Genomic DNA, 26001 nt, shown 5'->3' with positions numbered 1-26001 from the left:
AGGGGGATCATCACGGTATAATCCTAACAGTTCCTGACTTTGGTTAAGGGCGCTTGGCCGCAGGGGGTGTCGCACCCCGCGAACGCCGGATCATGGCGTTGGTTCCAAAGGGATTCTCGGGCCCGCGCCCGCGTATCTCTAGAGTCTAGTTTCAGGTGAAACTTAAGTCCCGACCAAGTATGCGTGGTTACCAATAAGTAAAAATGCATATTCTTTCGATGACTCAGGATATTTTAACTCGCACCTGCAAAAAAGCTCAGGCGTCCAGACGGCGCGACCGTCCGAAGGGCGTGACAACACTATTAGGAGCAGCGGGATGAAATATCCGATCGCTATTGCCGCGGGAATCGCTGGCAGCTTGTTCGTGGCTCAAGCGGCTTCGGCCGCCGGTGGCTTTGAAGACCAGATGGGCCGTTGCCTGCAACAATTCGCCAACACCCGCGACGCCGCCCAGGTGATGCTGGAATGCACCGCCGACGCCGGCAAGCTCTCGGCCTGCAAGGTCGTGGACAACAGCGCCGCGGGCAAGGGCTTCGACAAGGCCGCCATGTGCATCGCTGAAAAGCTGCCGATGGGCGCCAAGACCGGCACCGTGAAGGTCCCGTTCCGCTTCCCGGGCGGCGCGTAAGCCTAAAGCTCCCGCCCCAGGCTTTCCTGAGGGGATCTAAACACGCCTCCGCTGGCTCGGCCGGAGCGTCCTTACAGGGGACGCTCCGCGCAGAGCCAGCGGAGGTGTTTTGCGTTTTGGGCAAATCTTGAAATCCTGCGCCGGATGGGGACAGGCACACGTGCCTGTCCCCGGCGGCAAATCCCCTACCCCCCGCGCTTCAACGTCTCCCGCGCGATGACCAGCTGCTGGATCTGGCTGGTGCCCTCGTAGATGCGGAAGATCCGCACGTCGCGGTACAGGCGCTCGATGCCGTAGTCGGCGACATAGCCGGCCCCGCCGAAGATCTGCACCGCCCGGTCGGCGACCCGGCCGACCATCTCCGAGGCGAACAGCTTGGCGGCGGCGGCCTCGAGGGTGACGTTCTCGCCGGCGTCGCGCTTGCGGGCTGTTTCAAGAACAAGAGCTCGGGCCGCCAAAGCTTCGGTCTTGCTGTCGGCGATCATCGCCTGGATCAACTGGAAGCTGGCGATCGGCTGGCCGAACTGCTTGCGCTCGCTGGCATAGGCCACGCAGTCGACCAGCAGCCGCTCGGCCACGCCGACGCAGACCCCGGCGATGTGCAGCCGCCCGCGGTCGAGCACCTGCATCGCCACCCGGAAGCCCTCGCCCTCCTCGCCCAGCCGGTTCCAGGCCGGCACGCGGACATTGTCGAAGGTGACGTCGTGGATGTGGGCCCCCTGCTGGCCCATCTTCTTCTCGGGCTTGCTGACAGACAGGCCGGGCAGGTCGCGCGGCACCAGGAAGGCCGAGACGCCCGAACCGCCCTTGGCGTCGGGATTGGTCCGCGCCATCACCGTGAACAGCGAGGCCTTGCCGGCGTTGGTGATGTAGCGCTTGGAGCCGTTCAGCACATAGTCGTCGCCGTCGCGGACGGCGCGGGTCTGGACGGCGGCGCTGTCGGAGCCGGCCTCGGCCTCCGTCAGGGCGAACGAGGTGATGATCTGGCCCGAGGCTATGCCCGGCAGCCACTTGGCCTTCTGCGCGTCCGTGCCGAACATCACCAGCCCCTGGCTGCCGATGCCGACATTGGTGCCGAACACCGAGCGGAAGGCCGGCGAGGCGCGGCCCACCTCGATGCCGACCAGGCATTCCTCCTCCATGTTCAGGCCCAGGCCGCCGAAGTCCTCGGGGATGGACAGGCCAAACAGGCCCAGGCCCTTCATCTCCTCGATGACCTCGGCCGGCACCGCGTCGTCCTCGGCCACCTTGGCCTCGATCGGACGCAGCCGCTCGGTCACGAAACGGCGGACCGTGTCGATCAGCTGATCGCGGGTCTCGAGGTCCAGGGCCATGGCGTTCCTTCCTGCGTCAAACACTTGTTTTGCGCAGACTGTAGCGGGGGAGCGTCAGAAGGAAAGGGGGCTAGGCGTATCGCCATTTAAGGGTGATCCCCCGATCTTGTCGTCATTCCCGCCCTTGTGGCGGGAACCTCTCTGTCCGCCGCAGGCGCAGGGGTGTGGCGCGCCAGCGCGCCAAGGCGTCTCACCGTCAGCTGAACCAGGGGTTCCCGCCACAAGGGCGGGAATGACGGGTCAAGAAGATGGGTCGCGGACTGACCCAGCAGCCAGAAGCGCCCTAGAACCGCGACCGCCAGGTGGCGATGGCGCCCACCTCCGGCCCGGCGTCGGCCTGGTGGCCGGGCTGCAGGGTCAGGCTGGTGCGCACGCTCAGCGTCCGCAGCGGCCCGAAGCCTTGCTCCAGGCCCAGATCGAGGTCGACCTCCCGGCCGCCGGGCGCGGCGCTGAAGCGGCGGGTCGAGAAGGTCAGGGGGTCGTCATAGGCCAGGGGCACGTCGGCCAGGGTGGCCTGGAAGCGGCCGCGCTCGATCCGCAGGGGCTGGGCCACCTCGAAGGTCAACCGCGAGCAGGTCCAGCCGACCAGGCGGCAATCGAGGCCGGCGGCCAGGCTCCAGGCGCTGCTGACGGCGTCGTCCAGGTCCAGCAGGCGGCCATCCACCGCCGTCCGGCCGACCGAGAGCGTGGCTCGCAGCGACAGGCCCGGTCTCGGCGACAGGTCGAACGCCACCGCCCCGAAACGGGTGCGGGCCGGCATGGCCAGGGTGGCGCCGGGCGTCAGGTAGGAGCCCAGCGGGCCCAGGGGTTCGTCCAGCGCCCCGCCGGTCAGGCTGATCATCGCCTCGCCGATCCGCACCATGCCGGTGGCCGAGGCGTAAGCCGAGCCCTCGATTTCGGTGAGTTGCAAGGGCTGGCGCGGATGGGCCGAGCCCTGTTCGGCCAGCAGGGCGAAGCGGCCGAACCGCAGGGCGCCCTGGGTCGTCCGGTCGGGGCGGGCGACCAGCTGAAAGGCGTCGCGGCCGGCGGCGCCGGCCGGGGCGGCGGCCCCGCCCTCGCCGCTCCAGGTCGACAGGCTCAGCCGGCCGAAACCGCCTTGCAGCCGGACCGAACGCATCGGCTGGGGGCCCAGGGCCCGTGACGGCTCGGGATCGTGCGGGCGCTCCTCGAACACCGGCGCCTCGACCGAGACGGCCAGGGTCAGGCCGCCCAGGGCGGGTCCGCCCAGCACCACGTCGCTGGCGGTCTGGATCGGCGGCGCCTGCAGGCCCGCCCGGCGCTCACCCGGCAGGCCGTCGGCGAGATTGACCTGGAAGAGACGCTGATAGTCGTCGCGGATCACGGTCCGGAGGCCGTCGGTCCGGCGCAGCGCCGAGCCGAAGGCGGCGGTCGCCGTGGCGCCGACGCCCGGATCGACGATCGCCGTCGTCTCGCCGCCGGCCAGGGGCAGGCTGCTGGTCCCCACCGGCGCGAAGGCCCGGGCCAGGTCCAGCGCCCCCCGGCCATAGGTCGAATCGGTTCCCGTCGGGCCGATGTCGGCGGCCGTGCGCAGCAGGATATCGACCGCGTCGCGCCCCGAGATGTTGGGGAAGGTCTGCAGCAGCAGCGCCAGGGCGCCCGAGACGTGCGGCGCGGAGAACGAGGTTCCGGAAACCACCGCGCAGTTCGCGCCGCTGCAATCGGTGGCCAGGCTCTCGCCCGGCGCGGCGATGTAGCCGTTGGCCGCGACGCCGGCCTTGTTGGAGAAACTGGCCAGGGCTCCGGTCTGGGCCAGGGCGCCGACGGCGATCACCGCGCCGGAGAAGCGCGGGTCGGTCGCGTAGCGGGCCGGCCAGTCGGGGTTGGCCAGGCTGTCGTTGCCGGCGGAGGCGGCCACCACCACCCCGGCGGCGGTGGCGCGCGCCAGGGCCGCCTCGAAGGACGCGCCCAGAGGCGCATCGCCGCCCAGCGACAGGTTGACCACCCTGGCCCCCTTGGACACCGCATAGTCCAGGGCGCGGGCCAGGTCGGCCGATCCGAACACGCAGTCGGGGCATTCGACCGTGGCGTTGGCGGCGTCGTCGGCCCGGATCGACAGGATGCCGGCCTCATAGGCCACGCCGACCGCGCCCGCGCCGTCGAACCGCGCGGCGATGACCGCGGCCACCCGGGTGGCGTGGCGGTCCGTGCCGACCGGAACGCCGCGCGCGCCGATGATGTCGACGGAATCCGCCGAGACGGCCCCGACCAGGTCGGGCCGCGAGCCGTCGACGCCGGTATCGACCACCGCCACGGTGACCCCCTGGCCGGTCGCGCCCTTGGCGTAGGCGGCGTCGGCATGAATGGCCGCCAGCCCCCAGCTACGCTGGTATTCGGCGCTGCTGGCGCTGGGAATAGGCGGCGGCGGAGGCGGCGGCGGGGGGGGCGATGGAACCACCGGCGGGGGCGCGACCACGGTCGGCGTCGGCCCCGAACCGCCGCCGCCCCCGCCGCCACAGGCGACCAACGGCGCCGCCAACAGCAGGCAGAGGGTCGGCCGCACGAATCCAGGTCGGACGAGACGCGCCATGTTCCCCCAGGGCGATACGGTCGTGAGACTCCCGTTCTACACCCTGGAAGCCTCACTCCGCGCGAGGACACTGCGTCGCACGCCGTACAGGAAATAGACCGCGAACCCGATCGCGTGGGCGTAGAGGAAGTAGGTCTGGGTCTTCAGCGGCAAGCTGGAGAACAGGTAGAGGCAGCCGAGGATCGCGCCCGGGGCCACCACCTGCCAGATCGGCGTCGAGAACACCCGGACGCGGCCCGGGTCGCGCACCCGCAGGATGATCACCGACAGCCCCACGGCGATGAAGGCCGCCAGGGTGCCGGCATTGGCCAGCTCGGCGATATCCTTCAGCGACAGCAGGCCCGACAGCAGAGCCGACAGGGCCCCGGTCAGCAGAGTCATCAGCACCGGCGTGCCGGTCTTGGCGTTGACGCGTGCCAGGCCGGCCGGCAGCAGGCCGTCGCGAGCCATCACGAAGAAGATCCGGCTCTGGCCATACATGAAGGCCAGGATCACGGTCGGCAGGGCAACCACCGCGGCGAGAGCAACCAGCTGGGCCATCCTCGGATATTTCAGGGTCTCCAGGATGAAGACCAGCGGGGCCTCGCTCTTGGAGAACACCTCGGCCCGCGAGGCGCCGATCGCGACGGCGGCGACGACCATGTAGATCAGCGTGCAGACCAGCATCGAGCCGACGATGCCGATGGTCAGGTCGCGCTTGGGGTTCTTGGTCTCCTCGGCGGCGGTCGACACCGCGTCGAAGCCGTAGAAGGCGAAGAAGATCAGGCTGGCGGCGGCCATCACCCCGACCTTGACCCCGTCGGGGCCCGGGGTCGCGGCGAAGCCGTTGGGCATGAACGGCGTGAAGTGGCTGGCGTCGAACACCGGCAGGGTCAGGACCACGAAGGCGGCCAGGGCCAGGATCTTGATCGCCACCAGCACCATATTGACCGTGGCGCTCTCCTTGGTGCCCAGGGCCAGCAGCCCCGCGACGGCGAACGAGATGATCACCGCCGGCAGGTTGACGATGCCGCCCTGGTGCGGCCCGGCCAGCAGGACGTGCGGAAAGCCCATCATCTGGAACAGGCCCTGGGCGTGGGCCGACCAGCCCACCGCCACGGCCGCGCAGACCAGGGTGTATTCGAGGATCAGGCTCCAGCCGACGAACCAGGCCACCGGTTCGCCCATGGCCACGTAGCTGTAGGTGTAGGCGCTGCCCGAGGCCGGGATCATCGTCGACAGCTCGGCGTAGCACAGGGCCGCGCAGGCGCAGACCGCCCCGGCGATCAGGAACGACAGGATCACCCCCGGCCCCGCCAGCCCGGCCCCGACCCCGGTCAGGGTGTAGATGCCGGTGCCGACGATGGCCCCGACCCCCAGGGCGACCAGGTGGTACCAGCTCAGCGTCTTCTTCAGGGCGTGGGCCGGATCGCCGGCGGCGGTGTCGATCGCCTTGCGGCGCGTCCAGAAACTCATGCGGTCCTCCCGACTCTCGGAGCGGACCATGGGCCAGCGACGCCATGTCGCCAAGAGGGAGGATTATGCTCCGCCCGCGACCTTTTCTGACAAGCGTGTGCAGCCAGCGTTACAGGCGGGGTCGCTTCCTGCTCAGTCCTCCCCCTGTGGGGGAGGCGATCGCGCAGCGATCGGTGGGGGGAGTTTTGGGGGTCGACTATCCCGGGCCTGGCCGTCGGCCGACCCTTCCCCCACCGTCGGCTTCGCCGACACCTCCCCCCGGAGGGGAGGACTAGGTTCGGTCAGATCACCGCGTCGAAGGCCGACCAGCCGCCCTGGGGCGCGGTCTGGGTCTGGGCGTGGCGTCCGCGCCGGTCGAGGCGTTCGTGCAGCCGCTTCACGCAGCGGCTGCCCGTGGTCTCGAACAGGAACGGGAAGATCCCGTGGACGAAGCACGCCGCGCCGCCCAGCAACATCGGGAAGGCGAAGCTCCAGGCCATGGCCATGTGCTCGCCATAGGTCTCGTCGACCGAACGCGGATGGCGGGTGAAGGCGTCGAACATGGAAAATCCTCGAGAATGCACGGGCTCCATGATGGACCTGTTCGCGAGAATGACATGGTCTCAGACGCGGTCTCGTGGCAGGTATAGAGAATTCTGTTCTCTTCACGAGCATGCTTAGAGAATGATTTCACTGGATCAGATCGATCGCCGCCTGTTGGCCATCCTGCAGCAGGACGCCACCACGCCGATCGCCGAACTGGCCGAGCGGGTCGGGCTGTCGCAGACCCCGTGCTGGAAGCGGGTCAAGCGCCTGCAGGACAGCGGGGTGATCACCGCCCGCGTCGCCCTGATCGATCGCGAGGCCCTGGACCTGTCGCTGACGGTGTTCGTGGCGGTGAAGACCGGCCGTCACGACGAGGAATGGTTGGCGAGCTTCGCGGCCGGAGCCAAGGCCCTGCCCGAGGTGATCGAGTTCTACCGGATGAGCGGCGACGTCGATTACCTGCTCAAGGTCGTGGTCCGCGACATCGCCGCCTATGACCGCTTCTACCGCCGGCTGATCGCCACCGCCCCGCTCACCGACGTCAGTTCCAGCTTCGCCATGGAGCAGATCAAGTTCACCACCGCCCTGCCGATCCAGACGTCTTGAGCGGCCCGTCGCGAACGTGTCACGTCCTCCCTCTACGGACCGGGCGACGATAGGAGCGGAACCATGGATACGACGCGGCGCACGGCCTTTGGACTGTTGATCGGCGGCGCGGCGCTCGCGCCCGGCCTGGCCCCGGGCCTGGCCCCCGGTCTGGCCAACGCGGCCGAGACCTCGGTCGACCCCAAGGCCCCGCCGGCCATCCGCGCCCACCTGGGCGTCACCGAGAACCCCTACGGCCCCAGCCCCGCCGCCCGTCGCGCGGCGATCAAGGCCATGGACGAAGCCGCCTACTACGCCTGGTCGCTGGAGCCGCCGCTGGTCGAGGCCATCGCCAAGCGCGAGGGCGTCCGCCCCGACCAGGTCGGGCTGTGCAACGGCTCGCTGGAGGCGCTGTCGCTGCTGTCGACCGCCTTCAGCGCGAAGGGTCCGATCGTCTCGCCGCAACCCAGCTACGCCACGCCCCTGCTCTATGCCGAGCGCCAGGGGGCCAGGCTCGACTGGGTCCCGCTGGCCGCCGACCAGCAGATCGACCTCCCGGCCCTGGCCGCCCGGTCGAAAGGGGCCGGCGCCGTCTATGTCTGCAATCCCAACAACCCGACCGGCCTGCTGCTCGACCCGGCGCTCTTGCGCGCCTTCTGCGTGGAGACCGCCAAGACCGCGCCGGTCATCGTCGACGAGGCCTATATCGAGATCAGCCCCGACCCGGCGGTCCATTCGATGGTCGACCTGGTGCGGGCCGGTCACGACGTGGTCGTGGCCCGCACCTTCTCCAAGGTCTATGGCATGGCCGGGCTGCGGGTGGGCTTCGTCATCGCCCAGCCGGCGCGGATCAAGCAGCTGAAGAGCCTGATCCCGACCCACAAGGGCCGCCCCGGCCTGGCCGCCGCCCTGGCCTGCTACGGCGACCCCGCCTACCTGGCCGGGACCAAGGCCTATCTGGAAGGCTGCCGCCAGAAGATCTACGCGATCTGCCAGGCCAACGGCCTCAAGTTCCTGCCGTCGCACGGCACCTATGTGTTCGTGGACTGCGGCAAGCCGAACCTGGCGTTCCAGAAGACCCTGGCCGGGCTGGGCGTCGAGGTGCGGGTGTTCGACAGCCCGCGCCATCCGACCTGGATCCGGGTGGGCACGGCCAGCCCGGCGGAGCTGGATATCTTCGCCGAGGTGCTGCCGAGGGCGCTGAAGGCCTGATCGGGGAAAGGGCCGGGGACACGCACAGAAGTTATCCACAGCCCTGCCATGTTTGGGGACAGGCCCATGGGCCTGTCCCCAGCCGTCGGACCGCGCTCTATCCCCGCGCCGCGCGTTCACGACTCGAACAAATTCAACGCCTTACACAAAAACGCACGTTTCCCGTCCCCACCTTCCGGGGCGGCCCCATCCTAGGGGCATGACCCAGACCGACATCCCCACATGGTGCCTGACCCTGCAGCTCAAGCTGATGGCCGCCCTCGACGCGGCCTGGGCGATCCTGGACGCCAGCGACGACCCCGCCGAGATCCGCCGGGCCCGCGACAAGGCCAAGGCCATAGGCGACCTGGCCGCCGTGGCCCGCAAGGTGGCCCTGATCGTCCCGGCCGGCCGCGCCAAGCCCGCCACGGGCTCGATGCTCGACGCCGCCGCGGCGGGCCTGACCGCCACCAAGGCCGTGGCCGACCTGAAAAGGCGGCGATCACCGCCCCGCCCGCCCCCATGGCGGCTCAAGCCGAACACGCCCGCCGCGCCCTCGACAAGCTCAAGGGCGGGCGACGTGGGCGATTGTGAACGCGCCGTCCATGCGACCTACGTCTCAAGGCGATCCGTGGCCTCACGATCGCGCTCGTATCGTCTCGTGAGCGGAAACAGCGGCAGCCAGGACTCGCGACGGACGGTCCAGAGTTCGTAGGTCGGCCTCAGCTGGTCCGAGACGTCCAGAGATCCCAGGTTCACCTCGATCTCGTCGGCGGAGCGCGCGAAAACGGACGAGCCGCAGCGGGGACAGAAAAACCGCCCGGCGTAGTCGCGTGTTTCACCGTCGACCGTCACCGCCTCCTGAGGGAACACCGCGGAAGCGTGAAAAAGCGCCCCGTGATGCCTGCGACAGTCGAGACAGTGACAAACGCCGACCCGGTACGGGCGTCCCGACGCCTCGATCCGGACGCCGCCGCACAGGCAACCGCCGGTGAATCGGTCCATGCCGCGTCTCCTCCAAGATCAGGCGGTGGACCGCCGGGGACATGCTCTCACGGCAAGGCCTCGAAAATCGACCACGAACGTGGGGTGAGTGCGTGTCCCCAATGCGTCCACGGCCTCAAACCCTAATCCTGAAGGCAGGCCTGGAAGCAGAGTCAGCGGATCCGTTGGGGACGCGCACTCACGGCGAGCGCTGCGTGACTACGGCTGAGGCCGTGGAGTGAGAGCATGTCCCCGTCCCCCCTCAGTCCGGCCAAAGATCCTGCACGTCGCCCTTGCGGTTGAGCATGTGCGTCGCCCGCTTGATCAGCATCAGCAGCCGCTCCCGCCGCCCGTCGCTGTCATAGGTCAGGGTCGACCGCGCCAGGCCCTCGAGCATGAACCGCGCCAAATCCCGGCTGGCTTGGAAGCGCGGGCCGGCGCCCGCGTGGAGGATCTTCAGGAAGTGGTCGCCGGCCTGGGCGCGGTCGAACTCGGCCTGGGCCGGGGCCAGCAGGGCGTGGATCGCCGGGTCGGTGCGGCCGGCGGCCTCCAGCTCGGCGAAGGCCATGAACGGCACGCTGTGCAGCAGGTCCCAATAGCTGTCGATGGCGTGCTCGGTGACGTCGCCCCCCGGCGGCAGGGTGTCGGCGGCGGCCCGGAACAGGGTCGAGCGCTCGGCCTGGACGTGGGCCACGGCCGCCTCGACCAGGGCCTCGCGGGTCGGGAAATGGTAGAGCATCGCCCCGCGCGTCAGGCCCGCCGCATCGGCGATCACCGGATTGGTCGCGGCGTGGTAGCCCATGTCGGCGATCAGCCGCATGGCGCAGTCGAGAATCCTCGCCCGGGTCTTCAGCGACTTGGGCGTATCCTTGGCGAGGCGAGCGGCGTCCATGATCCTGATCTAGTGAAACCGATGTTGCACCGCAACAGCGCAAGGCGACCAAAGCTTGGCCCTGGCGCACAGATTCGCCGGATGGTGAAATTTCGGGCGCTGGGTGCGGCGCGGCGTCACGCCCCTTCCCCGCCGCCATTTCACGAAAGCGACATGCAATCAGCTTAATCGCCGGAAAGCTCGCCTGGGTGGGGCCGGTCCGGGGGGATCGGTCCTCGAACGCCGCACAGGCGCTGCTTGGGAACCGCGCGAGGGGCAAGCCATGGCTATCGACAACGACATCGACGTCCGCCGTTACCGCTCGATCTTCATCAGCGACGTCCACCTGGGCACGCGCGGCTGCCAGGCCGAGCTGCTGCTGGATTTCATCCGCCACGTGGAATGCGACAAGCTCTATCTGGTCGGCGACATCATCGACGGCTGGAAGCTGCGCAGCGGCTGGTACTGGCCGCAGAGCCACAACGACGTGGTGCAGAAGATCCTGCGCCTGGCCCGCAAGGGGGTCGAGGTGATCTATGTGCCCGGCAACCACGACGACCGGGTTCGCGACTTCTGCGGAACCCACTTCGGTGGGGTGGTTGTGGCCCGCGACGTCATCCACGAGGCCGCCGACGGCAAGCGCTACCTGGTGGTGCACGGCGACGAGTTCGACGGGGTGGTGCAGCACGCCAAGTGGCTCGCCTTCCTCGGCGATTGGTCCTATAGGACCATCCTGATGCTGAACACCTTGCTCAACCGCGCGCGTCGAAAGCTTGGTTTTGGGTATTGGAGCCTCTCGGCCTATCTGAAGGTCAAGGTGAAGAACGCCCTGCAATTCATCGAGAACTTCGAAGCCGCGGTCGCCGACGAAGCGCGTCGCCGCGGCGTCGACGGCGTGATCTGCGGCCATATCCACAAGGCCGAGATGCGCGACATCGGCGGCGTGCTCTATGTGAACGACGGCGATTGGGTGGAAAGCTGCACCGCGCTCGTGGAACATATGGACGGACGGCTCGAAATCCTGGAATGGTCCAAGCTTAGGTCCTGGTCGGTGATCGACCGGGCGCGGGCGCTCATTGTCGAGCCCCCTATCGCGGAGCCTGCCGCCGCCTGATGCGGATACTACTCGCCACCGATGCATGGGAACCGCAGGTCAACGGCGTGGTTCGGACCCTCACCAAGGTGATGGCCGAACTGCGCGCCATGGACCACGAGGTCGACGTCGTCAGCCCCGACCAGTTCCCCACCTTCCCGCTTCCGACCTATCCGGAGATCAAGCTGGCCATCGGCGCCTACGAGCCGGTGATGGAGCGCTTCAAGTCGTTCGAGCCCGAGGCGATCCACATCGCCACCGAGGGTCCGATCGGCCTGGCCGCCCGCCGCATCTGCCTGGAATGGAAGCTGCCGTTCACCACCAGCTACCACACGCGGTTCCCCGAATACGTGTCGGCCCGCCTGCCGTTGCCCTTGTCGGCCGGCTACACCTACATGCGCTGGTTCCACAAGCCGTCGGGCCGGCTGATGGTCGCCACCCCGACCATGCGCGACGAGCTGATCCGCCACGGCTTCCGCAACATCTCGCCCTGGACGCGCGGCGTCGACACCGACGTCTTCAAGCCCCGGGTCACGGGCGAGCCCGACATGTTCGAGGGCCTGGCCCGGCCGATCTTCCTCAATGTCGGCCGCGTGGCCGTCGAGAAGAACATCGAGGCCTTCGCCAGCCTGGACCTGCCCGGCACCAAGGTGATCGTCGGCGACGGCCCGCAGCGCGAGGAGCTGGCCGAGAAATATCCCGACGTGGTGTTCACCGGCGCCAAGTTCGGCGCGGAACTGGCCCGCTACTTCGCCTGCGCCGACGTGTTCTGCTTCCCGTCCCTGACCGACACCTTCGGCCTGGTGATTCTCGAGGCCATGGCGGCCGGCGTGCCGGTGGCGGCCTTCTCGGCCCCCGGCCCGATCGACATCATCCCCGGCTCGGGAGCCGGCGCCCTGGCCCCGGGCCAGACCGACGGCCTGCGCGAGGCCTGCCTGGCCTGCCTGGACATCGACCACGGCGTGGTCCGCAAGTTCGCCGAAGGCTTCTCGTGGCGCGCCTGCGCCGAGGAGTTCTACAAGAACCTGCAACCCTATCCCGAACCGGAAAAGACCCGGTTCTGGCGGCGGCTGCGACGCCTGGCGCGGCTGCGCCGGCGGCCGGCGGCGTAGGCCTAAAACCCTCTCCCGCTGGGAGAGGGTTCAGGAAGGCGTCGCCCGACGCTCTAGGTGTCGGGCGTCGGCGCGGCCTGGACCTGCACGCCCACCGGCGGGACGATCACGGGCGGCTTGGCGGGCGCTTTGCAGCCCTCGGTCTCGCCCAGATGCTTGACCAGATCGATCAGCGCCATCTGGACGGCGTTGATCGACGCGTGCCGGGCGACGGCCGGGGCGCCGTGCTGGGGCGAAACGCCTTCGCCGGCCGCCACGGTCCGCCGGGAATTCAGCGCGACATTGTTGGCCGTGGCGTTCTGCAGCTGATTGGCCATGAACACCCCGCCCACCGGGCCGGCCAAGGCTCCGAAGATGATGCCCGTCGCCCTTTGGCCGCCGCCCGATTTCAGGGGCGTCAAGGCGCGAAACTTGCCGGTGGCCGTGTAGGGCAGGCAGGCGATCGCCGGGCTGTCCGCCGGCGGGCCGACGGACAGCCGCGCGATGGCGGTGGCGCCCTCGGCATCGGCCTGGATGTCCGGGCCCGACATCTCCACGACGATCGCCAGAGGCGGTGCGCCACCGGCCGCCGGCTCGGCGGCGGCGGCGGCGAGGTATCCGTGATTGCGCAGGGTCTTCTCGACGCCTTGCCGCAGGGACGAACCGACGGTGGCGACATCGGTCTTGAAGAGGGTCGCCGCCGAGGGATCGACGGTCACGTCCTTGACCAGCAACCGCCCGGCGATCGGCGAGCCTTCGCCCCTGGGCAGACCGTGACGACCGCTGACCGTGATCAGATCGACATTGATCGGCGGCGGCTCGGCCATCGCCGTCGCGGCAAGAGCCGCCATGACAACGCCGACCATGGTCAGGAAGCGGCGGGTCATGGCGGCTTTCGCCTATTTGCTGTTGAACTTCGCGCGCAGGTTGGCCGCGAAGCCGTTGGTCATGATGCCCACGATGTCGGGCTTGGTCGCCGCCTGGGCGATGGCCCCGATCAGGCCGCCGTTCGAGGCGTGCATGCCGACAACGTCCTTATAGACGCCCAGTTCGGCGCCGTCGGAAATGCGCACCACGCGCACGTCGGCCACGACCATGTTGGAGCCGCCGATGATGTTGCCCATCGCCGCGTTGACGCGGCTGTAGCTCTTGACGGTGATCTCGAACCGGGCGGCGTCGGAGCCCGAGGGCGACGCCTTGAATTCCGTTTCGACGGCGCTCTTCAGGCGGGCCTGCAGATCCGCCTTGCCGGTCAGGTAGTCGGCGTTCTCGGCGCGCTTGCCGTCCACGGCCGCCCAGGTCTCGTTGACCTCCTGGATGAAGATCTTGTCGCGCACGTCGGTCTTGAGCGCGTTTGGCGTACTGGCGCACGCGGTCAGGCTGGCGGCCGCCAGGGCGACCATCAGGAAACGGAACATTTTCAAAGCAAACCCCCAAACTTGAAGCTCTACTGTTACCAGGAGCCCCCAGGGTTGCAATCGCTACTTTGTGACACGCTCAGGCTCCGCCGGCCCCGTTTTCTTCCCACCCCTCGACGAACGGAAAGCGTTCGGCCCAGAACGCGGCCAGCCTCGGGTCGGCGTCCACCCGGCGCACCACCTCGCCCATCCTCGGCGCCACGTCATGGAACCGCCGACGGCGCGGCCCCCAGCGGCTGACCACGGCGACATAGAGGTCGAGCACCGTCATCTCGTCGCCCAACAGGTAGCGCCCGGGCGTGATCTGGCTTTCCATCATCGCCCAGCAGTCGGCGATGCGTTCGGCGGTGGCGGCCTTGACCCGGGCCTGGACCTCGGGGTCCGGCCCGGCCAGCCGCGAGGGGTCGTCGCGCACCCAGAACAGCGAATAGATCGAGGCCGGCACGAACACCATCCAGCGCAGGAACTGGGCGCGCAGGGGCGAATCGAGCGAAGGGGCCAGCCTGGCCTCGGGATGGGTGTCGGCCAGCCAGATCAGGATGGCGGCGCTTTCGGTGATCGTCTCGCCGGCCGGCGTCACCAGGGCGGGGATCTGCCTGAGCGGGTTGACGCCCGCCACCTTGGCCTGCTGGGCCTCGCCCTCCCAGGTCGGCGCCTCGACGACGGCATGGGGCTGCCCCAGCAGGGTCAATGTCGCCTCGACCGGCACGGAGCCCGAGCCAAGCGCGCCATAGATGGTGTAAACTGGGTTCATCTTTGGTTAGCCAATCTACCCACAACATGTTGTGTGCCGCGACCAACTGACCACTAGATGCGCCTGTTGGTGCTGCGCTACCAAGGAACTGTAACCGTCCGTCCGATTCGTGTCCGCCTGCCCTGGAGCCCGCTCTCGATGTCCGCCAAGCTGATCACCACGCCCGGCCTCCTGACCCCCTCCGGCGCCTATAAGCCCTTCCGCTATCCGTGGGCCCACGAGTTCTGGAAGAAGCAGCAGCAGGTCCACTGGATGCCCGAAGAGGTGCCGCTGGGCGAGGACCTCAAGGACTGGGCCGTCAAGCTGAACGACAAGGAACGGAACCTGCTGACGCAGATCTTCCGCTTCTTCACCCAGTCGGACATCGAGGTCGCCGACAACTACATGGAACGCTACGGCCGGGTGTTCAAACCCACCGAAGTGAAGATGATGCTGTCGTCGTTCGCCAATATGGAGACCATCCATATCGCGGCCTACGCGCTGCTGCTGGAAACCATCGGCATGCCGGAGAGCGAATTCGGCGCGTTCATGGAATACCAGGCCATGCGCGACAAGCACGACTTCATGCAGAAGTTCGGCGTCGAGACCAATGCCGACATCGCGCGGACGCTGGCCATGTTCGGCGGCTTCACCGAGGGCCTGCAGCTGTTCGCGTCGTTCGCGATGCTGATGAACTTCCCGCGCTTCAACAAGATGAAGGGCATGGGCCAGATCGTTTCGTGGTCGATCCGCGACGAGAGCCTGCACTGCGAAGGCATCATCAAGCTCTACCACGCGTTCAACGCCGAGACGAAGTGCGTGACCAAGGCCGTGGCCGCCGACATCGTCGACTGCTGCAAGACCGTGGTCACCATGGAAGACGCCTTCATCGACCTGGCCTTCGAGGCCGGCGAGATCCAGGGCATGACCCCGGACGACATCAAGAAATACATCCGGTTCATCGCCGACTGGCGCCTGCGCCAGCTGCACCTGCCGGAAGTCTACGGCATCAAGGAAAACCCGCTGCCCTGGCTGCAGTCGCTGCTGTCGGGCGTGGAGCACGCCAACTTCTTCGAGGCCCGGGCCACGGAATATTCCAAGGCCGCCACCAAGGGCCAATGGCACGGCGCCGAAGGCGTGTGGTCGAGTTTCGACAACATGCTGACCAAGCGCTCGGAAAACACCCTGCCGGCTGAATAAGAGCAGGGAAGTCGGGGATATCATGCCGCCGCCCTCGCGAGAGGGCGGCGTCTCTTTGTCTGGAGCCCCCTCTTGTCTGGAGAATGTTGATGCGGGTTGCGGTGATCGGACCGGGCGCGGTGGGCGGCGCGGTGGCCGCGTGGCTGGCCCAGAACCCGGCGCTGGACGTCGAGGTCTGCGCGCGTACGGCCTTCGACCGGCTGGAGGTCGAGACGCCCGGAGGCCTGCTGGTCGCCAGCCCGCGCGTGCTGACCTCGCCGGGCGAGGCCTTGCTTGATCAGCGGGGCCCCGTCGACTGGGCGCTGATCACCACCAAGACCTATGACGCCGCCGCGACCGGCGCCTGGCTGGCCGCCCTGGTCGGGCCGGCCAGCCGGGTGGCGGTGCTGCAGAACGGCGTCGAGCACGTCGAGCGCTTCACGCCTTATGTCGACGCGGCGCGGATCACCCCGGCGGTGGTCGATATCCCGGCCGAGCGCACGGCGCCGGGCCGGGTCCGTCAGCGGCGGGACGGGACGATCCTGGTTCCGGAGGGCGCGGCCGGCCAGGCCTTCGTCGCCCTCTTCGCCCACACGCCGATCGCGGTGTCGACCACGGCCGACTTCAGGACCGCGGCCTGGAAGAAGCTGGCGCTCAACTGCGCCGGGGCGGTCAACGCCCTGACCCTGAAGCCGGCGGGCGTCGCTCGGCGCGAGCCGATCGCCGACATCATGCGGGCCCTGGTCGGCGAATGCGTGGCCGTGGGCCGGGCGCAGGGCGCGGACCTGCCGGACGACCTTCCCGAGACGGTGGTGGCCGGCTATCGCGCCGGTCCGGCCGACGGGGTCAATTCCCTGCACGCCGACCGGGCCGCCAGTCGGCCGATGGAGCTGGACGCCCGAAACGGGGTGATCGCGCGGCTGGGCGCCCGGCACGGGATCGCCACGCCGGTCAATACGATGGTGGTGGCCCTGCTGGAGGCGGCGGCTACGTCTTGAGGAAGCCGCCCAGCAGGTCGCCGACCGCGCCGCCCAGGCCTTCGGTCGGCAGCTGACCGCCCGGCGTCAGCTTGTCGACCAGGCTCGGCAGCAGTTCGGCCAGCTTGGCCGCGCCGACCTGCGGGTCGACGCCCAGCTTCTCGGCGAACTGGCCAACCGCGCCCGAGCCGAGCACGGCCTGGATCTGTTCGGCCGAGATCGGCAGGTTGGCGCCGCTGGAGACCCAGGACTGGGCCACCGCGCCCAGGCCGCCCTTCTGGAAGGCCTCGACCAGGCCGCCGACCCCGCCGGCCGCGCCTTGGCCGCCGATGGTCTCGATCAACCCCGACAGGTCGGCGCCGCCTTCATGGCCGCCGAGGGCGCCCATCAGATTGTCCAGCAAGCTCATGAACGCTCTCCGAGTTGGCGGCGTCCGTGGCGGGCGCCTGGGATCCAAGACTAGCGGCGGTCTATGTCAGTGCGATGAGGGCTGTAGAGCGCTCGAAAATGCGCCTTGTTTCGCGCATTTTCTTCACGCGAACCGGCGTCCACTTCGCTCGAAAATGCTCTAGGGCCGATCACGCTTGGGCAGGGCGGCGATCTCTTCGGCCGACAGGCGGGTGATGCTCTTGGCCATGATCGGCATGGCGAAGTGGCCGTCGGAGACCCGCAGGTCCAGGTCGATCGGCCTGCAGACCGTGTCCGTGCCGCGCACCACCGAGACGATGTGCACGCCGGGCGAGGTCAGCTGGCTGGTTCCGTGCGAGAGGTCGACGCGATAGACGTCGCGGTTGCGCACCCGCATCAGCAGGGTGTTCCTGTCCGGGGCGCTCCAGCCCGACCAGTCCGACAGCGAGAAGCAGGCGCGCGCCGGGCGCGGGGCGGCGTCCTTGGCGGCGGCGTCGGCGAAGGCGGGCGCGGCGGCGGCCAGGAGGACCGTCGTCAGCAGGCTGGCCCGGATCATGGATTTGGCGTTCATGGCGGTCTTCCTAGCAAAATCCCTCGGGAAAGAGATTGGCCCTCTCCCCCCCGAAGTCAACCGATGGTGTCGCCGAGACCGGGGCGTGGCCTAGGGTCCGTGGGCGGTTGAACGGTCCAGGCTGGGAAGCGCCGTGCGTCCTTCGAGGCCCTCCTCTGGAGGGCGCCTCAGGATGAGGAATTCAGTTGCGACGCTCCTCATCCTGAGGTGCGTAGCGAAGCGAAGCCTCGAAGGACGCACGGCCCTCGCCGAAGATGCCTACTGTCAACAGCGCCTAGACCGTCACAGCCACCGCTTCTTCGGCCTCATCCCCCTCCGGCTCGTCCAGTTCCCCCTCCCACTTGGCGACGACGGCGGCGGCGACGGAGTTACCGACGACGTTGGTGGCCGAGCGGCCCATGTCGAGCAGGTGGTCGACGCCCAGCACCAGGGCGATCCAGGTCTCGGGCAGGCCGAAATAGGTCAGGGTGGCCATGATGACGACGAGCGAGGCGCGCGGCACCCCGGCGATGCCCTTGGAGGTGACCATCAGCAGCANAGGGCGATCCAGGTCTCGGGCAGGCCGAAATAGGTCAGGGTGGCCATGATGACGACGAGCGAGGCGCGCGGCACCCCGGCGATGCCCTTGGAGGTGACCATCAGCAGCAGCAGCATGAAGATCTGCTGCTGGATCGACAGATGCACSCCATGGGCCTGGAGRATGAACATGGTGGCGAAGGTGCAGTAGAGCATCGAGCCGTCGAGGTTGAACGAATAGCCCAGCGGCAGCACGAACGAGACGATGCGGCGGCGCACGCCCAGCCTGGGCAGCACGTCGAGGATGCGCGGATAGGCGGCCTCGGAGCTGGCGGTGGAGAAGGCCAGCAGGGCCGGCTCGCGGATCGCCCCGAACAGCGGGATCACCCGCTTGCCCAGCACCAGCCAYCCGGCCACGAACAGCAGCAGCCACAGCGTGCCCATGGTGGCGTAGAAGCCCAGCACGAACTTGCCGTAGACGGCCAGCATCGACAGGCCCTGGGTGGCGATGGTCGAGGCCAGGGCGCAGAAGATCGCCACCGGGGCCAGCTTCATCACGAAGCCGGTGACCTTGAGCATGATCTGGGCCCCCTGCTCGACCAGCTCCAGCACCTGCGGGGCCTTCTTGTCCAGCGAGGCCACGGCGGTGCCGACGAACAGGCTGAAGACCACGATCTGCAGGATCTCGTTCTTGGCCATGGCCTCGAAGATCGACACCGGCACCAGGTGGGTCAGGAAGCCCTGCAGGGTGAAGGCGTCGGTGGTGGCCGCCGCCGGGGCCGCGCCCGAGGCGGTGACYTCGGCCAGGTTCAGCCCCGCGCCCGGATGCAGCAGGTGGACCATCAGCAGGCCCAGCAGCAGCGACACCGCCGAGGCGCTGATGAACCAGCCCATGGTCTTGGCCCCGATCCGCCCCACCGCSGCGGCGTCCTCCATGTGGGCGATGCCGGCGATCAGCGTGGTCAGCACCAGCGGCGCGATGATCATCTTGATCAGCCGCAGGAACACGTCGGTCCCCATCGAGAACCACTTGGCCGCSCCCTTGGCGTGCTCGGCGTCCAGGAACTGGTTGCAACCCCAGCCGACCAGGATCCCCAGGACCATGGACGCGATGATCAGATAGGCGAAACGTTTGTTCATNTTGGCGTGCTCGGCGTCCAGGAACTGGTTGCAACCCCAGCCGACCAGGATCCCCAGGACCATGGACGCGATGATCAGATAGGCGAAACGTTTGTTCATAGGCTCCCCCGCCGAGCGCGCACGCTCGAACGTCCAGTCGTGGCGACGGGGCATGCGTTTTCGCGCCCGCCCGTCGCTCAGGTGATTGCGACCCTTGTGGCCGACGAAAACGCCTTCGTCCATGCCCGCGCGCGTCGTCTGGACGCTTGGCCTGGAAAACGCCCCGGAACGTTGATATAGGACGCCATGTCAAACCAAGAAAAAGCAATCGCCGTCGTCGAACGGCTGAACCAGGAATACGAACGCGCCGTCGACGCCCTGCGGACCGCGCTTCGCGCCTATCTCGAAACCGGAACCCGCCCCGACCCGCAATCGCGGTTCGACGGGACGTTCGCCTATCCCGAACTTCGCCTGATCTACGACCCCGAGGCCCTGCCGCCCAAGCTGGCGCGCGCCTACGCCCGGGTCAGCCGGCCCGGCGTCTACGCCACCACGGTCACCAAGCCGGCCCAGTTTCGGGACTATCTGGTCGAGCAGCTGACCCTGCTGCTGCAGGATTTCGACGTCGAGATCGAGATCGACCGCTCCGAGCAGGAGATCCCCTACCCCTACGTGCTGGACGCCACCATCGATCTGAACCAGGCCGACGTGCGCAGCGAGGACATCGCCCGCTTCTTCCCGACCACCGACCTGGCCTTCATCGGCGACGAGATCGCCGACGGCGTCTGGAACCCGGCGATGGACGAGACCCGGCCGCTGGCCCTGTTCGACGGCCTGCGCACCGACTTCTCGCTGGCCCGGCTGAAGCACTACACCGGCGCCCCGGCCGAGCACGTCCAGCAGTTCATCCTGTTCACCAACTACCACCGCTATGTCGACGAGTTCGTACGCTGGGGCATCGAGCAGCTGGGCCAGGAAGGCAGCCCCTACGAGGGCCTGTCATGCTCGGGCGGGCTGATGATCACCGCCGCCACCGCCAATCCCGAACTGGCGGTGGCGGAATCGACCTGGCGCAAGCACCAGATGCCGGCCTACCACCTGATGACCCCCGGCGGCACGGGGATCACCCTGGTCAATATCGGCGTCGGCCCGTCCAACGCCAAGACCATCTGCGACCACCTGGCCGTGCTGCGGCCCCAGGCCTGGCTGATGATCGGCCACTGCGGCGGCCTGCGCGACACCCAGACCATCGGCGACTACGTGCTGGCCCACGCCTATCTGCGCGACGACCACGTGCTGGACGCCGTGCTGCCGCCCGAGATCCCGGTGCCGTCGATCGCCGAGGTGCAGCGCGCCCTCTACGACGCCGCCAAGGCGATCAGCGGCGACAGCGGCCCGCAGCTGAAGAAGCGCCTGCGCACCGGCACGGTGGTCACCACCGACGACCGCAACTGGGAACTGCGCCACAGCCTCTCGGCCCTGCGCTTCAACCAGAGCCGGGCCGTGGCCATCGACATGGAGTCGGCGACCATCGCCGCCCAGGGCTATCGCTTCCGGGTGCCCTACGGGACGCTGCTGTGCGTGTCGGACAAGCCGCTGCACGGCGAGATCAAGCTGCCCGGCCAGGCCAACGCCTTCTACGAGCGGGCGATCAGCCAGCACCTGCAGATCGGGATCCTGACCTGCAAGCTGCTGCTGGAGGAAGGCGCCAACCTGCACTCGCGCAAGCTGCGGGCGTTCGACGAGCCGCCGTTTAGGTGATGGGCTGAGATTAGATCCTCCCCCTCTGGGGGAGGTGTCGGCGCAGCCGACGGAGGGGGGAGTTTGGGCGGGCGGAGGTTGGTTCGACTACCGGCCTATTCCTCCCCCCACCGATCGCTGCGCGATCGCCTCCCCCACAGGGGGAGGGCTTCTATTGAGCCTCCAGAAACCCACGATCTCCGTCGCCAGCGTCTCGCTTTCGTCACGGCACGGCGCTAACAAGCCGCCATGACCCGTCACATCCCGCTGCAAGGCGTCGAGAACTTCCGCGATTTCGGCGACTACGCCGCCGGCCAAGGCCGACTGAAGAAGGGCGTGCTGTTCCGCGCCGCCCACCAGGCCGAGGCCACGGACCAGGACCTGGCGGCGATGGCCGCGCTGGGCATCGTCACCATCGTCGACCTGCGCCGGCCCAACGAGCGCGAGCGCGACCCGTCGCGCCGCTGGGAAGGCTTCGCCGCGCAGGTCATCGACAACGACATGGGCGTGACCGGCGAGGATCCCTGGCACACCTTCCTGCGCGGCTCGGACCTCTCGGTCGCCTCGATCCACGACTACCTGGTCGAGTACTACCGCCGGGCTCCGTTCAAGGACCGCCACCTGGACCTGTTCCGCCGCTACTTCCAGGCGGTGGCGCAAGCGCGCGGCCCGGTGCTGATCCACTGCGCGGCGGGCAAGGACCGCACCGGCCTGCTGGCCGCCCTGACCCATCACGTGGCCGGGGTCTCCGACGACGACGTCATCGACGACTACCTGCTGACCAACAACGAAGAGCGCTTCGCCCGTCGGGGCCCGAAGTTCGCGGCCATCATCGAGACCGCCACCGGCCGCCGCCCGTCGGACGCGGCGATGCGCACGGCGATGGGCGTCGAGGCCGATTACCTGGCCACGGCGATCGCGGAGATGAAGGGCCAGTACGGTTCGGTCGACGGCTATCTGGAGCGGGCGGTGGGTCTGGACGCGGCGGGGCGCGAGGCGGTGCGGGCGCATATCCTGGCTTGATCCTGCGCTAGGTCCTTCTTCCGTTCATTTCCATATTCAACCGTCATCCCGGGCCTTGTGCCCGGGATCTCTCTCCGCCGCGAGGGCGGAGGTGTGGCGCGCCAAGGCGCTTCACCGTCGGCTGAACCAGGGGTTCCGGGCACAAGGCCCGGAATGACGGTTGAAAAGGGAGTGGTAGGATAAGCGCCACCATTGCTTTGCCCCGTGACAAACGCCCGTTTCAACGCCACGCTGACCTCAAGTCACCGCGTCAGACGGCGGCCCCTTCGACCAGGGTGTGAAACGTATGAGTGAGTTCTCGGCCGCCGCGGCGGTCCCCCAAGGCGAACGAGGGGCGGAGGGCGAACCGATCGCGCCGCTGAAGTCCAGCCTGCCCCGCGGCGCGCTGGCCTGGATCCTCCAGCAGGGGGCGCGCGACCCCTATGTGATCCTGATCACCATCTACATCTTCTCGCCCTACTTCTCGCGGGTGCTGGTCGGCGATCCCGTCAAGGGCCAGGCCCTGATCGCCAACATCTCCACCACCTACGGCCTGCTGACCGCCCTGACCGCGCCGCTGCTGGGGGCGATGATCGAGCAGTACGGTCCGCGCAAGCCGATGCTGGGCATCGTGCTGGGCGTGATGGTCCCGGCGCTGCTGGGCCTGTGGTGGGCGATGCCGGCCGACGGCCTGCCGCTGGTGGCGGTCAGCGCCCTGCTGATCGTGCTGGGCCTGGTCTATAACTGGGGCGACGTGCTGAGCAATTCGCTGCTGGGTCGGGCAGCCGGCGCCGTGCCCGGCCGCGCCGCCCTGATTTCCGGCCTGGGTTACGCCCTGGCCAACGGCCTGTCGGTGGCCCTGCTGGTGTTCATGCTGTGGGGCATGGTGCTGCCGGGCCAGGTGGACTGGCCGGGCGTGCCGCACGCGCCGCTGTTCGGGCTGGACGCCAGCAAGAACGAGCCCAGCCGCATTTCCGGCCCCCTGGCGGCGGCGGTCATGCTGGTGGGCGCCATCCCGTTCTTCCTGTGGACCCCCGACGCGGCCCGCACCGGCCGCAGCTGGATGGCCAGCATGCGGGCCGGGATCGCCATGCTGCGCGACATCTTCGCCAACCTGCGCGGCCACCGGGACGTCGCCACCTACCTGGCCGCGCGCATGCTCTACAATGACGGCATGACGGCGTTGCTGGTGTTCGGCGGGCTGCTGGCGGCGGGGCTGATGGGCTGGGGCGCGCTGGAGATGCTGGCCTACGGCATTTCGCTGAGCATCTTCGGGGTGTTCGGCGGCCTGATCGCCCCGTGGTTCGACCGCACGCTGGGGCCCCGCAAGGCCGTGCAACTGGAGATCGCCGGCTCGCTGCTGGTGCTGATCGCCACCCTGGGCATGGGACGCGACAAGATCCTGTATTTCTGGAGTTACGACCCGGCCGCTCACGCGCCGATCTGGAACGGCCCGCTGTTCCGCACCGCGCCGGAGCTGATCTATCTGGGCCTGGGCCTGCTGATCGCGGTGTTCGTCACCGCCCAGTACGCCTCCAGCCGCACCCTGCTGATCCGCCTGGCCCCGCCCGAGAAAACGGCGGCGTTCTTCGGGCTCTACGCCCTGTCGGGCACCGCCACGGTCTGGCTGGGCTCGCTGCTGGTCGCCCTGGCCACGGCGATCTTCAAGAGCCAGATCGGCGGCTTCCTGCCGATCGCCGGCCTGCTGCTGCTGGGTTTCCTGGGGCTGTTCCTGGTCAAGGGCGGTGAGCGCGAGACGTAAGGCGTCGCTTGAAGTCGTGGCGTTGGAGGACGGGCGGCGGTATCACCCGCCGATGCGCCACGTCGTCCTCATCAGCGCCCCCTGGCGCGACCCGGTCTGGGCCGCGGCCCCGTGGCGGGACGAGCCCTTCGCCTGCGCCCTGGTCTCCGGCGGCCAGGCCGGGCGGTGGTCCTACCTGCTGCGCGACCCCGACGCGACGCTGGTGCTGGCCGACGACGACCCGCGCGACCCGTTCGAGGCCCTGGCCGGGCTGATCGGCGGGACCCGGACGGTCGATCCGGACGGCCCGCCGTTCCAGGGCGGCGTCGTCGGCCTGGCCAGCTACGAGTTGGGCGACCGGGTGGAACATCTCGGCCTGGCCCGCACCGGCTGGCCGGACCTGGCCTGCGCCCGCTATCCGGCCCTGCTGGCCTTCGACCACCTGCAGCGCCGGGTGCTGGCGATCGGGCGCGGCGGCTCGCGCAGCTTCGCCCAGGCCCGGGCCGAGGCGGCGCTGACCTGGCTGGACGCGCCGGGCCAGGACGCTCCCCTGGAAGAAGGTCGTGAAGGCCCGCTGTGCGACGCGCTCGAGGCCAGCGACGGCGACGCCTACGAGGCGGCCGTGGCCCAGGTGGTCGAGCGCATCGTCGGCGGCGAGATCTTCCAGGCCAACATCGCCCGCGCCTGGACGGGGCGGCTGGCGGCGGGGGCTCACCCGTTCGACCTGTTCGCCCGCCTGCGCGCCGACAGCCCGGCCCCGTTCTCGGCCTATCTGCGACTGCCGGGCCGGGCCCTGGTCTCCAACTCGCCCGAGCGGTTCCTGAAGGTGACCGCCAAGGACGGGAACAGCGACCTCCTGATCGAGACCCGGCCGATCAAGGGCACGCGGCCGCGCGGCGCCGACCGGGCCGAGGACGCGGTGATGATCGCCGAGCTGTCGGCCAGCGCCAAGGACCGGGCCGAGAACCTGATGATCGTCGACCTGATGCGCAACGACCTGGCCCGGGTCAGCCCGCCCGGCAGTGTCGCCGCGCCCGAACTGTTCAAGGTCGAGACCTTCGCCAACGTCCACCACCTGGTCTCGACGGTGACGGCCAAGCTGGCGCCGGGCCTGACCGCCGCCGACCTGCTGCGCGCCGCCTTCCCGCCCGGCTCGATCACCGGCGCGCCCAAGGTCCAGGCCATGAAGGTCATCGCCGAGCTGGAAACCGCGCGCGGGCCCTATTGCGGCTCGCTGTTCTGGGCCGGGGTCGACGGGGCGTTCGAGTCCAGCGTGCTGATCCGCACGGTCGGCCTGGAACAGGACTCCTCACTCCAAGACGGGGCGAGCTGGCGGCTGGAAGCCCGGGCCGGAGCCGGCATCGTCGCCGACAGCGATCCCCACGCCGAGCGCCTGGAGACCGAGGCCAAGTTCGCCGCCCTGCGCCGCGCCCTGCTCGAGGAGTTCCATCGATGATTCCTCTGGACGACCGTGGCTTGCTGCTGGGCGACGGACTGTTCGAGACCCTGCTGTGGGTCGACGGCCAGATCGAGTGCCTGGACGCGCACCTGGCCCGGCTGGCGGCCGGCTGCAAGACCCTGGGCCTGCCGACCCCCGACCTGGACGAGGCCGCGCGCCTGTGCCGGGCCGCGCCGGGCGAGGTGGGACTGGAGTCCGGCCGCGCGGCGGTGCGGCTGACCCTGACGGCCGGCTCCGGCGGCCGGGGGCTGGAGCGTCCCGCCGCCCCGGCGGTCCGGATGATGGCCCGCGCCGCGCCTGCCGCGCCGATCTCCACGCCGGCCGACCTGGTGCTGGCCAAGACCCGCCGCAACGAGGGCTCGCCCGCCGCGCGGCTCAAGACCCTGTCTTATCTGGACAACGTGCTGGCCCGGGCAGAGGCGCTGGCGGCCGGCGCCGACGAGGCGGTGATGCTCAACAACCGGGGCGAACTGGCCTGCGCCTCGGCGGCCAACCTGTTCTGGATCGCCGGCGACAAACTGTTCACCCCCGCCCTCAGTTGCGGCGTGCTGAACGGGATCGTCCGGGCGCGGGTGCTGGCCAAGGCCGCCGCCCTGGGCGTCGAAACCGGGGTGGTCGCGGCGGACGCGCAAGCCCTGGAAGGGGCTCAGGCGGCGTTCCTGACCAACAGCCTGATCGGTGTGCGGCCCGTCGCCCGTTTCGAAGGCCGCGCCTTCGCGCCGCATGACCTGGTCGAGCGCCTGCGGGCCGGGTTGTAGAGGGCGTTTGCCTCACATTGAATCGCGTCCCTTTTCCTCCGTTTCCCCGGCGAAGGCCGGGGCCCAGGTGAAACC

At 69.0% G+C, this 26001-nt stretch carries 24 protein-coding genes and 2 pseudogenes; 13 read left to right on the top strand and 13 right to left on the bottom strand.

From position 1 onward, the window contains the following. The first annotated feature begins 316 nt into the window (after positions 1-316). A complete protein-coding gene (locus ASD79_RS02095; protein ID WP_007675680.1) occupies positions 317-628 on the top strand; it encodes a hypothetical protein in 312 nt (103 codons plus the stop codon). A 185-nt stretch (positions 629-813) separates the two neighbouring features. Here ASD79_RS02095 and ASD79_RS02090 read toward each other — a convergent pair whose 3' ends face one another. The 4 genes from ASD79_RS02090 to ASD79_RS02075 all read right to left on the bottom strand — a co-directional run bounded on the left by ASD79_RS02090 (position 814) and on the right by ASD79_RS02075 (position 6507). After that, complete coding sequence (locus ASD79_RS02090; protein ID WP_056719396.1) at positions 814-1962, bottom strand: acyl-CoA dehydrogenase family protein; 1149 nt, start codon at positions 1960-1962, stop codon at positions 814-816. Between the two features lie 283 nt (positions 1963-2245). Then, entirely contained in the window at positions 2246-4510 is a 2265-nt protein-coding gene (locus ASD79_RS02085) for a S8 family peptidase (RefSeq protein ID WP_056719395.1), read from the bottom strand. A gap of 36 nt (positions 4511-4546) precedes the next feature. After that, positions 4547-5995, bottom strand: coding sequence for an amino acid permease (locus ASD79_RS02080; protein WP_056719394.1), 1449 nt, complete (start codon positions 5993-5995; stop codon positions 4547-4549). Between the two features lie 251 nt (positions 5996-6246). Continuing rightward, positions 6247-6507: a DUF6356 family protein gene (locus ASD79_RS02075; protein WP_056719393.1), complete on the bottom strand. Its 261-nt coding sequence runs from the start codon at positions 6505-6507 to the stop codon at positions 6247-6249. A 121-nt stretch (positions 6508-6628) separates the two neighbouring features. Here ASD79_RS02075 and ASD79_RS02070 point away from each other — a divergent pair, with 121 nt between their 5' ends. The 3 genes and pseudogenes from ASD79_RS02070 to ASD79_RS02060 all read left to right on the top strand — a co-directional run bounded on the left by ASD79_RS02070 (position 6629) and on the right by ASD79_RS02060 (position 8860). Then, the gene (locus ASD79_RS02070) at positions 6629-7096 is read left to right on the top strand and encodes an Lrp/AsnC family transcriptional regulator (protein WP_056719392.1); all 468 of its coding nucleotides are present in this window, start codon (positions 6629-6631) and stop codon (positions 7094-7096) included. Positions 7097-7159: 63 nt separating this feature from the next. Further along, positions 7160-8287, top strand: a complete 1128-nt coding sequence (locus ASD79_RS02065) for a histidinol-phosphate transaminase (RefSeq protein WP_056719391.1) — start codon at positions 7160-7162, stop codon at positions 8285-8287. A 199-nt stretch (positions 8288-8486) separates the two neighbouring features. Further along, a pseudogene (locus ASD79_RS02060) lies at positions 8487-8860 on the top strand (hypothetical protein). 18 nt (positions 8861-8878) lie between these two features. On the opposite strand, the gene ASD79_RS02055 reads toward ASD79_RS02060, so the two are convergent. Then, a complete protein-coding gene (locus tag ASD79_RS02055; protein ID WP_056719390.1) occupies positions 8879-9271 on the bottom strand; it encodes a GFA family protein in 393 nt (130 codons plus the stop codon). A 241-nt stretch (positions 9272-9512) separates the two neighbouring features. Then, positions 9513-10142, bottom strand: coding sequence for a TetR/AcrR family transcriptional regulator (locus ASD79_RS02050; RefSeq protein WP_056719389.1), 630 nt, complete (start codon positions 10140-10142; stop codon positions 9513-9515). 262 nt (positions 10143-10404) lie between these two features. Between ASD79_RS02050 and ASD79_RS02045 the strand changes: the two genes are divergently transcribed. Together ASD79_RS02045 and ASD79_RS02040 are read left to right on the top strand one after the other, a co-directional pair. Further along, positions 10405-11235, top strand: coding sequence for a UDP-2,3-diacylglucosamine diphosphatase (locus tag ASD79_RS02045; RefSeq protein ID WP_056719388.1), 831 nt, complete (start codon positions 10405-10407; stop codon positions 11233-11235). Then, a complete protein-coding gene (locus ASD79_RS02040) occupies positions 11235-12326 on the top strand; it encodes a glycosyltransferase family 1 protein (protein WP_056719387.1) in 1092 nt (363 codons plus the stop codon). Before ASD79_RS02045 ends, ASD79_RS02040 begins: the two co-directional genes overlap by 1 nt. A 53-nt stretch (positions 12327-12379) precedes the next feature. Here the strand turns inward: ASD79_RS02040 and ASD79_RS02035 are convergent, their stop codons facing one another. From ASD79_RS02035 to ASD79_RS02025, 3 genes are all read right to left on the bottom strand, one after another. Next, positions 12380-13192, bottom strand: a complete 813-nt coding sequence (locus ASD79_RS02035) for a hypothetical protein (RefSeq protein ID WP_056719386.1) — start codon at positions 13190-13192, stop codon at positions 12380-12382. Positions 13193-13204: 12 nt separating this feature from the next. Continuing rightward, positions 13205-13723 carry a hypothetical protein gene (locus ASD79_RS02030; RefSeq protein ID WP_056719385.1) on the bottom strand — a complete coding sequence of 173 codons (519 nt, stop codon included), beginning with the start codon at positions 13721-13723 and terminating at the stop codon, positions 13205-13207. Positions 13724-13802: 79 nt separating this feature from the next. Further along, entirely contained in the window at positions 13803-14477 is a 675-nt protein-coding gene (locus ASD79_RS02025) for a glutathione S-transferase family protein (RefSeq protein ID WP_056719384.1), read from the bottom strand. Between the two features lie 138 nt (positions 14478-14615). Here ASD79_RS02025 and ASD79_RS02020 point away from each other — a divergent pair, with 138 nt between their 5' ends. Together ASD79_RS02020 and ASD79_RS02015 are read left to right on the top strand one after the other, a co-directional pair. Beyond that, entirely contained in the window at positions 14616-15656 is a 1041-nt protein-coding gene (locus tag ASD79_RS02020; RefSeq protein WP_056719383.1) for a ribonucleotide-diphosphate reductase subunit beta, read from the top strand. A gap of 86 nt (positions 15657-15742) precedes the next feature. Continuing rightward, positions 15743-16633 carry a 2-dehydropantoate 2-reductase gene (locus ASD79_RS02015; protein ID WP_235524323.1) on the top strand — a complete coding sequence of 297 codons (891 nt, stop codon included), beginning with the start codon at positions 15743-15745 and terminating at the stop codon, positions 16631-16633. On the opposite strand, the gene ASD79_RS02010 is transcribed toward ASD79_RS02015, so the two are convergent. From ASD79_RS02010 to ASD79_RS25455, 4 genes and pseudogenes are all read right to left on the bottom strand, one after another. Then, positions 16623-17021 (bottom strand): YidB family protein, encoded by a 399-nt coding sequence (locus ASD79_RS02010; RefSeq protein WP_056719381.1) that lies wholly within the window; start codon positions 17019-17021, stop codon positions 16623-16625. The genes ASD79_RS02015 and ASD79_RS02010 overlap by 11 nt on opposite strands. Before the next feature lie 159 nt (positions 17022-17180). Then, positions 17181-17591, bottom strand: coding sequence for a DUF6491 family protein (locus ASD79_RS02005; RefSeq protein WP_056719380.1), 411 nt, complete (start codon positions 17589-17591; stop codon positions 17181-17183). Between the two features lie 274 nt (positions 17592-17865). Continuing rightward, positions 17866-18128, bottom strand: a pseudogene (locus tag ASD79_RS02000) (dicarboxylate/amino acid:cation symporter); the annotation flags it as partial. A 1-nt stretch (position 18129) separates the two neighbouring features. Continuing rightward, positions 18130-19247: dicarboxylate/amino acid:cation symporter (locus ASD79_RS25455; protein WP_056719857.1), on the bottom strand; the 1118-nt coding region annotated here is incomplete at its 3' end. A 285-nt stretch (positions 19248-19532) separates the two neighbouring features. On the opposite strand from ASD79_RS25455, the gene ASD79_RS01990 reads away from it, so the two are divergent. The 5 genes from ASD79_RS01990 (at position 19533) to ASD79_RS01970 (ending at position 25926) form a co-directional block, all read left to right on the top strand. Further along, the gene (locus ASD79_RS01990) at positions 19533-20987 is read left to right on the top strand and encodes an AMP nucleosidase (RefSeq protein WP_056719378.1); all 1455 of its coding nucleotides are present in this window, start codon (positions 19533-19535) and stop codon (positions 20985-20987) included. A 228-nt stretch (positions 20988-21215) separates the two neighbouring features. Further along, positions 21216-21989: a tyrosine-protein phosphatase gene (locus ASD79_RS01985; protein WP_056719377.1), complete on the top strand. Its 774-nt coding sequence runs from the start codon at positions 21216-21218 to the stop codon at positions 21987-21989. A 286-nt stretch (positions 21990-22275) separates the two neighbouring features. Next, positions 22276-23730: an MFS transporter gene (locus ASD79_RS01980; protein WP_056719376.1), complete on the top strand. Its 1455-nt coding sequence runs from the start codon at positions 22276-22278 to the stop codon at positions 23728-23730. A 52-nt stretch (positions 23731-23782) separates the two neighbouring features. Then, positions 23783-25165, top strand: a complete 1383-nt coding sequence (pabB, locus tag ASD79_RS01975) for an aminodeoxychorismate synthase, component I (protein ID WP_056719375.1) — start codon at positions 23783-23785, stop codon at positions 25163-25165. Beyond that, complete coding sequence (locus ASD79_RS01970) at positions 25162-25926, top strand: aminotransferase class IV (protein WP_056719374.1); 765 nt, start codon at positions 25162-25164, stop codon at positions 25924-25926. Before pabB ends, ASD79_RS01970 begins: the two co-directional genes overlap by 4 nt. Positions 25927-26001 lie beyond the last annotated feature (75 nt).

Source organism: Caulobacter sp. Root655 (assembly GCF_001427665.1).
In the GTDB taxonomy this organism is placed as follows: Bacteria; Pseudomonadota; Alphaproteobacteria; order Caulobacterales; family Caulobacteraceae; genus Caulobacter.
This window is presented reverse-complemented; position numbering and strand designations above follow the sequence as displayed.

What these genes read in the sequence shown, in the direction of transcription:
- ASD79_RS02095 (WP_007675680.1), top strand. Translation starts at nt 317, where the DNA reads ATGAAATATCCGATCGCTATTGCCGCGGGAATCGCTGGCAGCTTGTTC.
- ASD79_RS02090 (WP_056719396.1), bottom strand. Translation starts at nt 1,962, where the DNA reads ATGGCCCTGGACCTCGAGACCCGCGATCAGCTGATCGACACGGTCCGC.
- ASD79_RS02085 (WP_056719395.1), bottom strand. Translation starts at nt 4,510, where the DNA reads ATGGCGCGTCTCGTCCGACCTGGATTCGTGCGGCCGACCCTCTGCCTG.
- ASD79_RS02080 (WP_056719394.1), bottom strand. Translation starts at nt 5,995, where the DNA reads ATGGTCCGCTCCGAGAGTCGGGAGGACCGCATGAGTTTCTGGACGCGC.
- ASD79_RS02075 (WP_056719393.1), bottom strand. Translation starts at nt 6,507, where the DNA reads ATGTTCGACGCCTTCACCCGCCATCCGCGTTCGGTCGACGAGACCTAT.
- ASD79_RS02070 (WP_056719392.1), top strand. Translation starts at nt 6,629, where the DNA reads ATGATTTCACTGGATCAGATCGATCGCCGCCTGTTGGCCATCCTGCAG.
- ASD79_RS02065 (WP_056719391.1), top strand. Translation starts at nt 7,160, where the DNA reads ATGGATACGACGCGGCGCACGGCCTTTGGACTGTTGATCGGCGGCGCG.
- ASD79_RS02055 (WP_056719390.1), bottom strand. Translation starts at nt 9,271, where the DNA reads ATGGACCGATTCACCGGCGGTTGCCTGTGCGGCGGCGTCCGGATCGAG.
- ASD79_RS02050 (WP_056719389.1), bottom strand. Translation starts at nt 10,142, where the DNA reads ATGGACGCCGCTCGCCTCGCCAAGGATACGCCCAAGTCGCTGAAGACC.
- ASD79_RS02045 (WP_056719388.1), top strand. Translation starts at nt 10,405, where the DNA reads ATGGCTATCGACAACGACATCGACGTCCGCCGTTACCGCTCGATCTTC.
- ASD79_RS02040 (WP_056719387.1), top strand. Translation starts at nt 11,235, where the DNA reads ATGCGGATACTACTCGCCACCGATGCATGGGAACCGCAGGTCAACGGC.
- ASD79_RS02035 (WP_056719386.1), bottom strand. Translation starts at nt 13,192, where the DNA reads ATGACCCGCCGCTTCCTGACCATGGTCGGCGTTGTCATGGCGGCTCTT.
- ASD79_RS02030 (WP_056719385.1), bottom strand. Translation starts at nt 13,723, where the DNA reads ATGTTCCGTTTCCTGATGGTCGCCCTGGCGGCCGCCAGCCTGACCGCG.
- ASD79_RS02025 (WP_056719384.1), bottom strand. Translation starts at nt 14,477, where the DNA reads ATGAACCCAGTTTACACCATCTATGGCGCGCTTGGCTCGGGCTCCGTG.
- ASD79_RS02020 (WP_056719383.1), top strand. Translation starts at nt 14,616, where the DNA reads ATGTCCGCCAAGCTGATCACCACGCCCGGCCTCCTGACCCCCTCCGGC.
- ASD79_RS02010 (WP_056719381.1), bottom strand. Translation starts at nt 17,021, where the DNA reads ATGAGCTTGCTGGACAATCTGATGGGCGCCCTCGGCGGCCATGAAGGC.
- ASD79_RS02005 (WP_056719380.1), bottom strand. Translation starts at nt 17,591, where the DNA reads ATGAACGCCAAATCCATGATCCGGGCCAGCCTGCTGACGACGGTCCTC.
- ASD79_RS01990 (WP_056719378.1), top strand. Translation starts at nt 19,533, where the DNA reads ATGTCAAACCAAGAAAAAGCAATCGCCGTCGTCGAACGGCTGAACCAG.
- ASD79_RS01985 (WP_056719377.1), top strand. Translation starts at nt 21,216, where the DNA reads ATGACCCGTCACATCCCGCTGCAAGGCGTCGAGAACTTCCGCGATTTC.
- ASD79_RS01980 (WP_056719376.1), top strand. Translation starts at nt 22,276, where the DNA reads ATGAGTGAGTTCTCGGCCGCCGCGGCGGTCCCCCAAGGCGAACGAGGG.
- pabB (WP_056719375.1), top strand. Translation starts at nt 23,783, where the DNA reads ATGCGCCACGTCGTCCTCATCAGCGCCCCCTGGCGCGACCCGGTCTGG.
- ASD79_RS01970 (WP_056719374.1), top strand. Translation starts at nt 25,162, where the DNA reads ATGATTCCTCTGGACGACCGTGGCTTGCTGCTGGGCGACGGACTGTTC.